Raw genomic sequence first — 14,169 nt, 5'->3', positions numbered from 1 at the left:
CCTCCGATCGTCATCCCCCCGATGCCCATCCTCCCCCACGCGGCTTCGAAATATGGGCGCTGCGTGATGCAAGTGTGCGCCAACTGGGTATTCGAGCGTCGAATACCTGCGTGAACTGGTCAAATGTCGGGTTTGCGCGGGATCCTGAGGGCGGGTCGCCCACGAGGGCTGCCGCGATGGATCTCACCCCATCGCATATCACACAGAAAGTTCACGATCATGACGATTCAACGTTCGACCATCTCCGGCCTGGGCGCCGTCACGGGGTACGGCTGGGGCCGCGACGCACTCTGGAGCGGTCTCGTCTCCGGCAAGTCGGCGGCCGCACTCCATCAGGGTTTCGGGTTCACGGGTGGCCAGACGACCGGTGCCGAGGCGTCTGACGACACCGCAGAGCCCGGATGGATCGTGCGGGTTCCCGAAGGTGGGCAGCAGTCCGACGGTCGCACCCGCTTCTCGCGCGCGATGCGTGCCGCGGCGCGTGAGGCGATCGAGGACGCGATGGCACGCGGCTGGACCCCGGGGTCCCGGGTGGGACTCGTGCACGCCTGCGTGCTGGGCGACCTCGACATGTACCCGATCGTCACCTCCGGCGTCGGCCAGTACACCGGACGGCAGTACCTCTCGGTCACCCCGTCGACGCCGGTGTCTCTGCTGATGCAGGAATACGGCTTCCACGGACCCGCGATCACGGTGTCGGCCATGTGCACCTCCGGCTCGGCGGCCATCGTCACCGCGAAATCGTGGCTCGATTCCGATCTCGTCGACGACGTCGTCGTGGTGGCGACCGACCTGTCGGCCCGGCCCGAGGTCGTGGCGATGTTCGTACAGCTCGGTGTCGCCATCACCGACACCGATGCGCTCAACGCGTGCCGCCCGTTCCAGGAGGGCAGCCGCGGATTCACCTTCGGCGAGGCGGCGATCGCGTTCACGATGACCAACCGTGCCGCCAACGGTTACGCAGATGTGCTGGGCGGGTCGATGTCCCACGACGCCTTCCACGTCACGTCGATCGATCCGGAACTGACCGGCGTCCGTTCGTGCGTGGAGCAAACACTCACGATGGCCGGCGTCGACGGCGGGAGCATCCGCTACCTCAATGCGCACGGGCCGGGGACCCGCCAGTGCGATCGCGCGGAGGCGACCATCGCCGAGCAGATGGTGCCCAACGCCGAGGTGTTCTCGGTGAAACCGCTTGCCGGTCACTGTCAGGGCGCTGCCGGAGCTGTCGAACTCGCGGCGTCTTTACTCGGCTACGAGCGGGGCGAGATCCCGGCGAGCCCGCGGGTCGCCGAGGCGATCATCCCGCAATTGCTCGACGGACGAACCGATCTGGTCAGCGGGTTGACCCTCAAGACCTCCCTCGGAATGGGCGGACACAACGCGGCGGTCGTTCTCGCGCCCAATGCGTGAATGGTGTGACGTCCTGCTGACCTCGATGCGGCCCGGGCTCGCCGCTCGGGCCGCATCGAACCGGAAATGCTGCGGAATACCGCGTCGCGTCCCACAATTCAGCAATGAGCAACGAACCCGATCCTCCGGTGGGCGATTCGACGCGGACTGACCCGCCGCCGACATCGGGTGCCCGCCACGCCTTGACGCTGTTCCTCAACTCACCGTTCGCGGGCATGTCCCCGTGGATCCTGATGGCGCTGCTCGCGGGGCCCGGTCGATTCGAGGAGGCCGCGGCCTCGGCGTTCGCGCTGTCACTCCTCCTGGTCATCGGTGGCCCCAAGCGCGGTACGAGCGTCAAACTCCTCGAGGTCTTCGACGTCACGTACTTCGGCACGATGGCGATCATCGCGCTGTTCGCCTCCGACCACGTCATCGACTGGTTGGAGCGTTGGGGCGGAGAGATGACCAACATCGCGCTGGTCTCCTTCGCGCTGGGGTCGATCCTTGTGCGCCAGCCGTTCACGCTCCAGTACGCGCGGGAGACCACCGAGAAAGAATTCTGGGACAGTCCGCTGTTCATCCACATCAACTACGTCATCACCTGGGCGTGGGTCGGCGGCTTCGGCGTCGCCGCGATCTCGGGCGCGTTCGGCGATCTGGTGCTCGACGACCCGAACAACTTCTGGACCGGATGGATCATCCAGATCGGCGGCACGATCTTCGCGATCGCCTTCACCGAGTTCTATCCCGACTACGCGACCTACCGGGCTGCGGTTCGTGCGGGGTGGGCCACCGACGAGAAGCCCGAGAGCATCATGCATCTGTTCGGTTGGGTGCCGATCTACGTTCTCGCGATCGGCATCTCCGGACTGGTCACCGACTCCCTCGGGACAGTTGCCGGTGTCGTCCTCATCGTCGCGGGCGTCGTCGCGATCAACGTGTTCAAGCGGATGACGGCCGCCATGGACGCACGGCTGGAGGCGACGGCGGGACGACCGACACAGAGCTGACCCGGGTCGGACGCCTCGGCGCGGCCCGATCGCTCGATCGGTAGTGTCGACGGCATGAAACTCGACGGCGTAGGAATCTGGAGTTCACCGCTACGGTACGGAGACACCGGGGAGGCCGCCGAAGCGGCTGCCGAGCTCGACGACCTGGGATTCACGGCCCTCTGGATCCCCGATGTGGGGGGTCCGGTGCTCGACTCGGTCGAGAACCTGCTCGGCGCGACACGGAAGGCCATCGTCGCCACCGGCATCCTCAACATGTGGATGCACGAGCCGCACGATGTCGCGGCCGCGCATGCGCGCCTCACCGAGCAGTTCGGTCCTCGCTTCCTCCTGGGCCTCGGGATCAGCCACGCGCCGTTGATCGACGCCCAGGAAGCCGGTCGCTACCAGAAGCCGCTCGCGACCACCAAGGCGTTCCTCGACGGTCTGGACGAGGCACCGCAGCCGGTGCCGGCCGATGCACGAGTACTGGCCGCCCTCGGGCCGAAGATGTTGCAATTGTCCGCCGACCGGACCGCCGGAGCCCACCCCTACCTGGTGACCCCGGACCACACCAAGGTCGCCCGGGAGACCCTCGGCGACGGTCCGCTGCTCGCACCGGAACAGACGGCGATTTTCGCCGCCGACCGCGACGAGGCGCGCGCCGTCGGCACCAAGTGGCTCAAGGGTTACCTCGCGATGCCGAACTACGCGAACAACCTTCGGCGCCTCGGGTTCTCCGAGGACGATTTGAGCTCGGTGAGCGACCGCCTGTTCGACGCCCTGATCGTCTGGGGCGACGACGCGGCGATCCTGAAGCGGATCGATGAGCATCGGTCCGCCGGCGCCGACCACGTGTGCGTCCAGGTTCTCCAAGCCGACCACCGGGGCTTCCCGCGCGAGCAGTGGCGTCGTCTCGCGGCGGCGCTGGGGTGATGCGTACGGTCCTTGAGGTGCGGCCACCCTCTGCTCCCTCATCCGAAGGAACGAGATAACCTTTGCTCCCTGAGGTGCGGCCACCCTCCTGCTCCCTGAGGTGCGAGGAGCGTTAGCGACGAGCCACGAAGGGCCTGGTGAGACAGGTTGCGGAGCCCTTCGTGGCTCGCTTCGCTCGCACCTCAGGGACCAGTTATTGGGCTCGCACTTCAGGGAGCAGTTGTCGGGCTCGCACATGAGTAAGGTGCGACGTCGTCACGGGATGTCCCGCCGGCGGAAGCCGGCGAACCCCAGAGCGACGAGCAGCACCACGACGACCCCCACCCAGACCAGTCCCCACCAATCCGGCTGGGCAGCAGACACATCCGGTACGTGATGAAACGGGCTGAAGCCCAGCGCCCAGTCCGGGAGTTTGAAGCTCGGGCCCAGGATCGTGAGCACGAAAGACACCAGGACGCCCAGCCAGATCGCGGGCCGCACGCGGGGTCGGGCGCCGATGACGGCGACGGCGATGCCGACGACCGCCCACACGGCGGGGATCGTGGCGATGGACTGGAGGAACACGTCGCCGAAGCCGAGGCCGAGATCGGCCGTGGCGGCGAAGACGCCGACGACCAGCCCGGCAACGGTGACGAGGGCGGCGGAGACAACGAGGGCGACACCGGTGACGGCGCCGAAGTACCTCGGACGGCTGACGCCGGTCGCGAGCACCGCTTCCGCTCGGTCGTCGAGCTCCTCGGTCCGGATGCGATTGACGATCTGGACCCCGGCCACGGATGCGACGATCCCGACCAGGCCGAGAATCGTTGTGACGAAGGCTGATACCAGGTCCGCGGGCGACGCCGCGCCGGAGGCGAAGATCTGGGCCATGGCGGGATTCGCGGTCAGCAGGCCGCGGACCGACCGGGTGAAGTAGCCGAAGATGACACCGAGTCCGACGAACGCGACCGTCCACGCGACGATCGGCGCCCGGTTGAGGCGGATCGCCAGCGCCAGTGGCGAGCCGATGCGGCCCCGTGCCGGGCCCGGCCGGGCCGGTATGAGTCCCTGACCGAAATCCCGTGCACGCTGCAATGCGAAAGCCGCTGCACCGACGACGACCGCGAACGCGACGCCGATCAGCAACGGCCACCAGTGATCGCCGGTCGCGGGTCTGGTCTCCTGAATCCATCCCAGCGGATTGACCCATGTGGTCCACGTCGGTGCGTCCACCGAGAACAGAAACCCGCGCAGCACGAACAGGACGCCGAGCAGAGACACGGCGATCGTGGTGGCGGCCCTGGCGTCGGAACCCACCTGGGCGCTGACCGCGGCGATGGCGCCGAACATCCAACCGGTGACCGTGAACCCGGCGCCCAGCAGGAACGACGACCCCCAGGCCCCACCGCACAGCGACGTCGCCAGACCCGCCAGGATGCCGATGGCGATCGAGCACACGCCGGCCATGATCAACGCGGTCGACAGTCGGGCGGCACGTCCGAGCACCCCCGCGGCGAGAAGTTCGGCCTGGCCGGAATCCTCCTGTCCACGTGCGGCTTTGACCACGATGAAGATCGCACCGAGCGCGGCGATGAAACCGCCCAGCGCGAGGCTGCGCCACGCGACGAATCCGTCGACCGTGGCCAGGTCGTAAGCGGGTCCGAAGATCAGCCCGAGTGCGGGATTCGAGCCGATCGTCGTGGCGAACGCGGCGCGTTCCGCGGCGTCGGGAAACAGCAACGGGTAGGCGATGACCGACGACACGGCCAGTGCGGTGGGCAAGACGATCCACGGCGCGAAGCTTCGACCTTCGTGGTGCAGGGAGGCCCGTAACAGCGGCGGCGTACCGATCGTCGATGCAGTCATCGCCTCACCGCTCCCCTGCCGGCTGGTCGGCCTTTTCGTAGAGCGACAGGAACAGGCTTTCCAGCGAGGGCGGTTCGACCGTCAGCGACCGCAGGCCGCAGGCGGTCAGCGCTGACATCACCGGACCGATCTGATCCGAGTCCACGGTCGCGCTCAGTCGGAGCCCGCCGGAGTCGTGGTCGTGCGAATCGATATCGTGCACCTCGGCGTTGTGCAGTTGCGCGAGAAGGTCCGGGCTCGGCGCCGAATCCAGTTCGGCGCGAACGGAAGTGCGGGTGTGCCCGCGCAGCTCGGCCAAGGAGCCGGTCGCCACGACGGCCCCGTCGCGGATGATGCTGAGCCGGTCCGCCAGGGTCTCCGCCTCGGCGAGGATGTGACTCGACAGCAGCACGGTGGTACCGCGAGCGGTGGCCTCCCCCACGACCTCCTGGAAGACGTTCTCCATCAACGGGTCCAGGCCCGACGTCGGCTCGTCGAGGATGAGCAGCTCTACGTCCGACGCCAGCGCCGCCACGATCGCGACCTTCTGCCGGTTTCCCTTGGAGTACTGCCGTCCACGTTTGGACGTGTCGAGCTCGAACCTGGAGACCAGGTCGGCCCGGCGCCCCTCGTCGAGTCCGCCGCGCATCGAGCCGAGCAGATCGATCATCTCCCCGCCGGTCATCGTCGGCCACAACGCGACGTCGCCGGGTACGTACGCCAGCCGGCGGTGCAGCTCGACGACGTCACGCCAGGGGTCGCCGCCGAGGAGTCGGACCTCTCCCCCGTCCGCGCGCAACAGACCCAGCAGGACCCGGATCGTCGTCGACTTGCCCGCGCCATTGGGCCCGAGGAAGCCGTGGACCTCCCCTCGCGCGACCTCGAGGTCGAGTCCGCGAAGCGCCTCGAACCTACCGAACGACTTACGCAGACCCCGGACGTCGATGGCGGGCTCGGTTCTCTGCGGGTTCTCGGAACGTTCGACGCTCATGCGTACCTCCGGCTCGACACGACGTGATGATCGTTCCACAGCGACTCTTGCAGCGGAGAAGGTTTGACCGTCGACGCCGTCGGGGCACACTGCCGCCATGGCGATCAAGAAGAACGACACCGTCCGCTGGAACACCTCTCAGGGCGAGACCGAGGGCACTGCGGAAGAGAAGCGCACCAAGGAATTCACCTTCGAGGGGCAGAAGTTCAAGGCCAGCGAGGACGAGCCGTACTGGATCGTCAAGTCGTCGAAGACGGGCTCGAAGGCCGCCCACAAGGAGTCGTCCCTGTCGAAGAAGTAATCGGCACACGCCGGTCCGAGGACTCCTATACCTAGAACTGCTATGCTCCTAGCAGTTCTAGGTATAGGAGTGCTATGTATATCGAGAAGGACTTGGTGGCCGCGTCCGCGACCCCGCTGGTGCTGGGGATTCTCGCCGAGGGCGAGTCGTACGGGTACGCCATCCTCAAGCGGGTCCGAGAGATGTCCGGTGGTCGGATGGAGTGGACCGACGGCATGCTCTATCCCCTTCTGCACCGTTTGGAGCGCGCCGGCCACGTCGAGGCGAGCTGGGGTGCAGCCGACACCGGGCGGCGTCGCAAGCACTACTCGATCACGGCATCGGGGTTGGCCGCGCTCGCCGAGCGGAGGTCGCAGTGGGAGGTCGTGGCCGACGCGCTCGACCAGGTGTGGCGGACGGTCGCCCTGCCGCCGACCGCGGAGGGCCTGGCATGACCGCGGAGACCGAGCTCGAGAGCCAGATCGACCGATGGCGCGGATACGTTCTCCGACACCAAGCCATCGCCACCACCGACGCCGACGAGATGGAAGACCACCTCCGCGGGCAGATCGCCGACCTCGCCGCCGGTGGCCTCGACGACGACGAAGCGTTCCTGGTCGCCGTCAAGCGCATGGGCCGCGTCGATGCGTTGTCGCGTGAGTTCGCCCGCGAGCACTCCGACCGGTTGTGGAAGCAGCTGGTGCTGACCGCGGAACCATCCGGCGATCTGGGCCGACGACGTCACGAACTCGGAGTCGTGATCGGCCTCGTCGTCGCGGCCGCCACGACCGTCCGCGTCGCCGTCGAGGTCATGCCGGAATGGGTGCTCGTCCGCAATGCCGCGTTGCTCGTACTTCCTTTCATGGCACTGTATTTCGGTTGGAAGCGCCGCGTTTCGACGCGAACCGCGCTCACGGTGATCGGTGCATTCGTCGTGACCGGAATCGTCGTCAACGTCTACCCGTTCGTCGACGACGGCACCACCCAGGCCATCGTCGCGATCCACGCGCCGATCGTCCTGTGGTTCCTCATGGGGGTGACCTACGTCGGCGGCCGCTGGACGTCCGGACCGCGTCGGATGGACTTCATCCGGTTCACCGGCGAATGGGTCGTGTATGCAACGCTTCTCGGCCTCGGTGCGGGAGTCCTCACCGGTCTGACCGCGGGGGCATTCGGTGCGCTCGACATCGACGTCGACACCGTGATCTCCCAGTGGCTGGCGCCCATCGCCGCGCCCGGCATCGTGCTGCTGGCGGCATGGCTGGTGGAGGCGAAGCAGAGCGTGGTCGAGAACATCGCACCGGTGTTGACCAAGGTCTTCACGCCCGTCACCGCGGTGATGCTTGTCGTGCTGCTGATCGCGATGGTGACCAGTGGCGACGTCGTGGACGTCGACCGTGAACTGCTGATCCTGGTGGACCTGATCCTTGTGGTCGTGCTCGGCTTGCTGCTGTACGCGATCTCCGCGCGCGATCCGCATCTACGCCCGGAGCTCTTTGACCGCCTGCAGCTGATTCTGGTCGTGACTGCGCTCGCGGTCGACGCGGTGATGCTGACGATCATGGCGTCGCGGATCGCGGAGTTCGGGTTCACGGCCAACAAGACGGTGGCGCTCGGTCTCAATCTCGTCCTGCTGGTGAACTTGTCGTGGGCCGCGTACCTGCTCTTCGGTTTCGTCCGCCGCCGCCGCGGGTTCGATGCGACGGAGCGGTGGCAGACCGACTATCTGCCGGTGTTCGCACTCTGGGCGGCCGCGGTCGTCGTCGTGGTACCGATGCTGTTCGACTTCGCCTGACCGCACCCGGCGCCGGGAGCGAAGCGAGCGGGCCGAATTGATGCCGGCGCCGGGAGCGAAGCGAGCGGGCCGAATTGATGCCGGCGCCGGGAGCGAAGCGAGCGGGCCGAATTGATGCCGGCGCCGGGGAGCGGAGCGAGCGGGCCGAATAGAAGCGAGCCGCGTAGACTCCGCGACCATGGCGATCGTCAACCGAGGGTTCGTGGGGCGCCGCGACCGCGACGCGCGGCGTCTCCCTCCCGGCCAGTACACGACACTCGATTTCCCGGTCCTGTCCGCGGAGCCGACACCTGCGATCGTCCCGAACGACTGGATGCTGGCCGTGCAGTCCGCGGACCACCGGGCCGCCACGTTCACATGGGACCAGTTCCAGGAACTGCCGCACGACGACATCACCACCGACATCCACTGCGTCACACGGTGGTCGAAGTTCGACACCCGGTGGCGCGGGGTCTCGTTCGACACCTTGCTGCAGGCGCTGCCGTGGGAACCGGCCCCGTTCGTGATGGCGCACTGCCACGGCGGATACACCACCAACGTGCCGCTCGCCGATCTCGTCGACGGCCGCGGCTGGATCGCCGACACCTACGACGGCGAACCCCTGTCCGCCGAGCACGGCGGCCCGGCTCGCCTCCTCGTGCCACACCTGTACTTCTGGAAGAGCGCCAAATGGGTTCGGCGACTTCGTTTCATGGCCGAAGACGCGCCTGGATTCTGGGAGGAACGCGGGTACCACATGTATGGCGACCCCTGGCGCGAACAGCGCTACTCGTGACGACCTGGCATCTCACGACGGTCACCGCGGTCGTCGACCTCACCCCCACCGCGCGAGCCCTGCGCCTCGCCCTCCCCGAGGCCGTCCACGCATTGCCCGGCCAGCACGTCGACATCCGGTTGACCGCCGAGGACGGCTACTCCACCGCGCGCGCCTACTCGCTGTCCGACGTCCGCGAGACCCGGTCGATCGAGGTGACCGTCGAACGACTCGAGGACGGTGAGGTGTCGCCCTACCTCGTCGACATGGTGGAGGTCGGCGACCCGTTGGAGATCAGCGATCCGCACGGATACTGGTTCACCTGGCCGTCCGGCGACGACCGTCCCGTCCAGCTGATCGGCGGTGGCTCCGGGATCGCGCCACTCATGTCGATGATCCGCAGCCGCGAGGTCGAGGCGCCGCAGACCCCCTTCTCGCTCGTGTACTCGGTCCGCAGTCCCGAACGCGTCTACTACCGGGATGAGATCCGGCAGTTGATCGCGCACCGCCGCATGGATGTTCACCTGATCCACACCCGGGTGGCACCCGACGACGCGACGCGGCCCGCGGGACGTCTCACCGCCGACGAACTCGCCGCGCTGACCATGGATCCGGCGACCTCGCCGACCGTGTTCATCTGCGGCCCGAACCGGTTCGTCGAGAACTGCGCCCAGTGGATGGTCGAGGCCGGACACGACCGCACCCGCATCCGGACCGAGCGATTCGGTGAGTGACCCCGGGACGCTTCGACGATTTTCCCAAGCAAGTGCTTGATCGGCACGTAGCGTAGCGGCATGACCTCTGTGTACGACTTCACCGCCACCGGCATCGACGGCGATCCCGTCGAACTCTCGCAGTTCCAGGGCTCTCCCCTGCTCATCGTGAACACCGCCTCGCAGTGCGGGTTCACCCCGCAGTACCGCGGTCTGGAGGCACTGCACCGGGATTACGCCGACAAGGGTCTGCGAGTGCTCGGCTTCCCGTGCGATCAGTTCGGGCACCAGGAGCCGGGCGACGAGGAGGAGATCAAGAACTTCTGCTCGCTGACCTACGAGGTGACCTTCCCGATGTTCGCGAAGGTCGATGTGAACGGACCCGATGCCCACCCGCTGTTCGCGTGGTTGCGGGACCAGAAATCCGGCGTGCTCGGCGGCCGGATCAAATGGAACTTCACCAAGTTCCTCATCGGGCGGGACGGGTCCGTCGTCGCGCGATACTCGCCGACGACCAAGCCGGAGAAACTCGCCGGATCCATCGAAGAACAGCTGTGATGGGGACGCCCGTGAGCACCGACAGCACCATCAGCCGAAGCGGTTCTTTCGTCCGCGTGACGATCGCCTACGTGCTGGCCTCCGCGGTCGCCGCCGCCTGGCTCATCTGGGGTCCGGCCACCTCCTACCTCTGGCTCGACACCCTGATCGCCGATCTGCTCGCCACCCTCGTGATCTTCGCGTTCAGCCGGTTCTACGGGAATTCGAGCTTCTACGACGCCTATTGGAGCGTCGTGCCGCCCGCGCTGTTCGTCTACTGGTGGGCCGCCGGCGACGTCGGGATCGACGCGGTGCACTGCTGGGTCATCGCCGTCGTCATCGGTGCCTGGGCGATCCGTCTGACCGCGAACTGGGCGATCGGCTGGCCGGGTCTCCACCACGAGGACTGGCGGTACCCGATGCTGAAGTCCGGGGCCGGACGCGCCGAACTGCCCGTCGACCTGATGGCGATCCACGTCTTCCCCACCATCCAGGTGTTTCTCGGCATGATCCCGATCTACGTCACGGTCACTCATACCGGCGGCGTGCTCGCGTGGCTGACGGCGGTTGCGGCCGTCGTCGGACTCGCTGCGACGGCGCTCGAGTACGTCGCCGACGGGCAGCTGCGACGGTTCGCCGCACGTAAGACACCGGGCGCCGTCCTGGACACCGGCGTGTGGGCGTGGTCGAGGCACCCGAACTACTTCGGCGAGGTCCTGTTCTGGGTGTCGATGGCACTGTTCGGGCTCGCCGCCTCGCCCGGCGACTGGTGGTGGCTGTTCGTGGGCGCGGTCCTGATGCTGGCGATGTTCCTCGGCGCCAGCATCCCCATGATGGAAAAGCGCAGTCTGGAGCGACGTCCCGGATACCAGGACGTCATCGACCGGGTGCCGCGCTTCGTCCCCCGACCCCCGCGCTCGGCCGCACATCCGCCGGATCAGGTCACTGCGTGAGCCGACCACGCGTCGTCGTCGCCGGTCTCGGTGATTCCGGCCTACTGACCGCGATCCATCTCGCCCCGCATGCCGACGTCGTGGGCATCTCGTCGAAGCCGGGCCTGGTCAGCGGCCAGGAACTCGGGCTGCGGATCAGCCGACCCGATGCGTGGGCGCGCGATTACCGGATTCCGTTCGGGCGCTTTCGGAAACTCGACGGCATCCAGACCGTCCACGGCACACTGACGGGTGCCGACCTCGGTGACCGCACCGTCACCGTCGTCGACGCCAACGGCTCTGAGAGGGTCGAGCGCTTCGACGCGCTGGTCGTCTCCACCGGCGTGCGGAACGGGTTCTGGCGACATCCGGAACTGCAGTCGGAAGCCGACGTCGACGCCGAGTTGCGCTCGGCTCATGCGCGGTTCGCCGATGCCGAGACCATCGCGGTGATCGGTGGCGGTGCGGCGGCGGTGAGTGCCGCCGCCAACCTGGCGCAGACCTGGCCGGGCAAGCGAATCGACCTGTATCACCCGGGCGAACGTGCTCTACCGCAGCATCATCCGCGGACATGGGCCATCGTCCTTGCGCGGTTGCGCCGGCTCGGCGTCGGCGTGCACGGCGGCCATCGTGCGGTCGTGCCCGACGGATTCGCCTGCGACGAGATCACTCCGGGGCCGGTGTGGTTCTCGACGGGGCAGCCGCCGGTGGAGGCCGATGCAGTGCTCTGGGCCATCGGCCGGGTGAGACCGAACACGGAGTGGCTTCCGCGAGAGGTGCTGGATCCGTCGGGCTTCGTGCGCGTGACGGCCGAACTGCGCGTACCCGGTGCGGATCTCGTCTACGCGATCGGCGACGTCGCGGCGACCGACGACCTCCGCAGTTCCGCTCGGAATCGTGCCGATCGTCTGCTCGCACACAACATCCGGTCCGACCTCACCGGGCGGCCGGGCCGTGCGCGGCGCTACGCTCCCCCACGGCGGCGCTGGGGTTCGGTGCTCGGTGTCCAGGCCGACGGTCTCCAGGTGTTCGCGCCCAACGGGCGCCCGTTCCGATTCCCGGCGTGGTCGGTCGACACGATCCTGCAACCGTGGATCGTCCGTCGCGGAATCTACGGCGGCATCCGGAAGCCGTGAGTGCACGGGGTGTTTTCCGGGCGGACGGGCAGCGGTCCGCGCATACACTCGGCCCATGAGCAACGAACCGTTCTCTGCCAATCCATCCGGACAGCCGCCGACCCCGGGCGGGCCCGGACAGACGCCCTCCGGCGCGTACCCGTCGGGCGCGGTGCCGCCCGCCGCGCCGCCACCGGAAGCCTCCCAGTATTCCGCCGGAACCACGCCCGGCGTCGCGCCGATCGACTCGACGGCCGATGGGACGACCCCGGTCAAACCGACCGCCGCCGAACGCGCGAACTCCGTGGTGAAGAAGGTGGTGATCGGGCTCGTCATCGCCGCGCTGCTCGTCGTCACCTACTTCATCCTCGAGGCGTTCCTGCCGCGCTGGTGGGCCGGTCAGATCGGGCAGCGCGTCGAAGGGTCGTTCAGCCGCGGCATTGGCACCGGCCTGGTTCTCGGCATCGTGTGCACCTTTTTGCCCGTGCTGTTCTTCACGTTGGCGTTCGTCAACCGCAGCCGCATGAAGAACGTCCCGACGATCATGTTCGCCGTTCTCGGCGTGCTCGTCGCGATCCCCAACCTGCTGACCCTCACGGTGGTCGCCGGCGGTGGGAACGGCGCACATGCCGGCGAGCGCATCTTCGACGTCGAAGCGCCCGGCTTCCGCGCCGCCACCGCCTGGGGCGTGATCATCGGTGTCGTTCTGGCGATCGGCGTCGGCTACTTCATCTGGCGCTACCAACGCCGCGGACGTCAGCTCCGCGAGATCAAACACACGCCCACAACAGATCGGAAGTAGATACATGGCCGAGCAGCGGATCGTCGTGGACATCGACGACGCCGGTGTCGCCACAGCGACGCTCAACCGAGCCGACAAACACAACGCGCTCGATCCGGCGATGTTCGAGGCCCTCATCGATGTGACGGGCACCCTCGCCGAGGACAACCGCGTCCGGGCTGTGGTGGTACACGGTGCGGGCAAGAGTTTCTGTTCCGGCCTGGACGTGTCGAGCCTGGGTCAGGGTGGCGGAGTGAACTCGCTGCTGGAACGGGAGCCTGGCGTGCTCGGCAACCACGCGCAGCGGGTGTCACTGGACTGGGGCCGCATCCCGGCACCGGTGATCGCGGCCATCACCGGCAACTGTTTCGGCGGTGGCCTGCAGATCGCGCTGGGTGCCGACATCCGCTATTCGACCCCCGACGCGCGCCTGTCCATCATGGAGGTCAAGTGGGGTCTGGTGCCCGATATGGGCATCACCCAGACCCTCCCGCGACTCGTGTCCGCCGATGTGGCAAAGGAACTCACGTTCACCGGACGCATCGTCGACGGCGCCGAGGCCCAACGACTCGGTCTGGTCACCCGCGTCGTCGACGATCCGCTCACCGCCGCACTGGATCTCGCGCACGAGATCGCGTCGAAGTCGCCGCACGCGGTTCGTGCCGCCAAGCGTCTCTACGACGAATCGTGGGCGGGCACCGATCCGGCCGCGGCGCTGATGCTGGAGAGCGAACTCCAGGTCGGACTGATGGGATCCCCCAATCAGATGGAGGCGGTACATGCCGGGATGGCGCGACGCGAAGCGCTCTTCGCCGACCCGGAGTGATCGCATGCCCTTGGTGGCTCGTCGCTTTCGCTCTTGCGCCACCTCTGCTCGCTAATCCAAAAGAACCACGAACCGCTGGACTGTGGGGTGGAAGCGATGCCCTCCCTCTGCTCCCTGAGGTGCGAGGAGCGTTAGCGACGAGCCTCGAAGGGTCCTGGTGAGATGCGTCGCCAAACCCTAATGGGGGTGGATCGGCGTCCTGCAGGGGATGCTGGTTTGTGTGAGCCTTCCCGGCCGGTGACCACTCCGAGACCCTGAAACGGTGTCGGATTTCTACACGAAGACCGTGGCCCGGCCGGGT

General features: G+C 67.4%; 15 protein-coding genes. 13 read left to right on the top strand and 2 right to left on the bottom strand.

Annotation, left to right across the window (positions count from 1 at the left end):
• Positions 1-219 precede the first annotated feature (219 nt).
• The 3 genes from JW364_RS23280 to JW364_RS23270 all read left to right on the top strand — a co-directional run bounded on the left by JW364_RS23280 (position 220) and on the right by JW364_RS23270 (position 3,320).
• A complete protein-coding gene (locus JW364_RS23280) occupies positions 220-1,413 on the top strand; it encodes a beta-ketoacyl synthase N-terminal-like domain-containing protein (protein ID WP_165630030.1) in 1,194 nt (397 codons plus the stop codon).
• Positions 1,414-1,517: 104 nt separating this feature from the next.
• Positions 1,518-2,405 carry a hypothetical protein gene (locus JW364_RS23275; protein WP_240199524.1) on the top strand — a complete coding sequence of 296 codons (888 nt, stop codon included), beginning with the start codon at positions 1,518-1,520 and terminating at the stop codon, positions 2,403-2,405.
• Positions 2,406-2,459: 54 nt separating this feature from the next.
• Positions 2,460-3,320, top strand: coding sequence for an LLM class F420-dependent oxidoreductase (locus tag JW364_RS23270; RefSeq protein ID WP_137811042.1), 861 nt, complete (start codon positions 2,460-2,462; stop codon positions 3,318-3,320).
• Positions 3,321-3,575: 255 nt separating this feature from the next.
• On the opposite strand, the gene JW364_RS23265 is transcribed toward JW364_RS23270, so the two are convergent.
• Positions 3,576-5,165, bottom strand: coding sequence for an ABC transporter permease (locus tag JW364_RS23265; protein ID WP_205334372.1), 1,590 nt, complete (start codon positions 5,163-5,165; stop codon positions 3,576-3,578).
• A gap of 4 nt (positions 5,166-5,169) precedes the next feature.
• Positions 5,170-6,135 carry an ABC transporter ATP-binding protein gene (locus tag JW364_RS23260; RefSeq protein ID WP_159370864.1) on the bottom strand — a complete coding sequence of 322 codons (966 nt, stop codon included), beginning with the start codon at positions 6,133-6,135 and terminating at the stop codon, positions 5,170-5,172.
• 97 nt (positions 6,136-6,232) lie between these two features.
• Between JW364_RS23260 and JW364_RS23255 the strand changes: the two genes are divergently transcribed.
• The 10 genes from JW364_RS23255 (at position 6,233) to JW364_RS23210 (ending at position 13,868) form a co-directional block, all read left to right on the top strand.
• The gene (locus JW364_RS23255; RefSeq protein WP_004018570.1) at positions 6,233-6,436 is read left to right on the top strand and encodes a DUF2945 domain-containing protein; all 204 of its coding nucleotides are present in this window, start codon (positions 6,233-6,235) and stop codon (positions 6,434-6,436) included.
• Positions 6,437-6,510: 74 nt separating this feature from the next.
• Entirely contained in the window at positions 6,511-6,870 is a 360-nt protein-coding gene (locus tag JW364_RS23250; RefSeq protein ID WP_137810621.1) for a PadR family transcriptional regulator, read from the top strand.
• Positions 6,867-8,210, top strand: a complete 1,344-nt coding sequence (locus JW364_RS23245; RefSeq protein ID WP_058250516.1) for a permease prefix domain 1-containing protein — start codon at positions 6,867-6,869, stop codon at positions 8,208-8,210. The genes JW364_RS23250 and JW364_RS23245 overlap by 4 nt, the downstream gene beginning before the upstream one ends.
• A 178-nt stretch (positions 8,211-8,388) precedes the next feature.
• The gene (locus tag JW364_RS23240) at positions 8,389-8,985 is read left to right on the top strand and encodes a sulfite oxidase-like oxidoreductase (protein WP_058250515.1); all 597 of its coding nucleotides are present in this window, start codon (positions 8,389-8,391) and stop codon (positions 8,983-8,985) included.
• Positions 8,982-9,698: a ferredoxin reductase gene (locus JW364_RS23235; protein WP_058250514.1), complete on the top strand. Its 717-nt coding sequence runs from the start codon at positions 8,982-8,984 to the stop codon at positions 9,696-9,698. The genes JW364_RS23240 and JW364_RS23235 overlap by 4 nt, the downstream gene beginning before the upstream one ends.
• A 60-nt stretch (positions 9,699-9,758) precedes the next feature.
• Positions 9,759-10,235, top strand: coding sequence for a glutathione peroxidase (locus tag JW364_RS23230; RefSeq protein WP_068971370.1), 477 nt, complete (start codon positions 9,759-9,761; stop codon positions 10,233-10,235).
• On the top strand, positions 10,235-11,167 hold the full coding sequence (locus JW364_RS23225; RefSeq protein WP_205334373.1) for a DUF1295 domain-containing protein: 933 nt from the start codon (positions 10,235-10,237) through the stop codon (positions 11,165-11,167). Before JW364_RS23230 ends, JW364_RS23225 begins: the two co-directional genes overlap by 1 nt.
• Positions 11,164-12,282: an FAD-dependent oxidoreductase gene (locus JW364_RS23220; RefSeq protein WP_205334374.1), complete on the top strand. Its 1,119-nt coding sequence runs from the start codon at positions 11,164-11,166 to the stop codon at positions 12,280-12,282. Before JW364_RS23225 ends, JW364_RS23220 begins: the two co-directional genes overlap by 4 nt.
• Before the next feature lie 55 nt (positions 12,283-12,337).
• The gene (locus JW364_RS23215; protein ID WP_205334375.1) at positions 12,338-13,063 is read left to right on the top strand and encodes a hypothetical protein; all 726 of its coding nucleotides are present in this window, start codon (positions 12,338-12,340) and stop codon (positions 13,061-13,063) included.
• A gap of 4 nt (positions 13,064-13,067) precedes the next feature.
• On the top strand, positions 13,068-13,868 hold the full coding sequence (locus JW364_RS23210; protein ID WP_205334376.1) for a crotonase/enoyl-CoA hydratase family protein: 801 nt from the start codon (positions 13,068-13,070) through the stop codon (positions 13,866-13,868).
• The last annotated feature ends 301 nt before the right edge of the window (positions 13,869-14,169 follow it).

The organism is Gordonia sp. BP-119 (assembly GCF_016924115.1).
In the GTDB taxonomy this organism is placed as follows: Bacteria; Actinomycetota; Actinomycetes; order Mycobacteriales; family Mycobacteriaceae; genus Gordonia; species Gordonia hongkongensis.
This window is presented reverse-complemented; position numbering and strand designations above follow the sequence as displayed.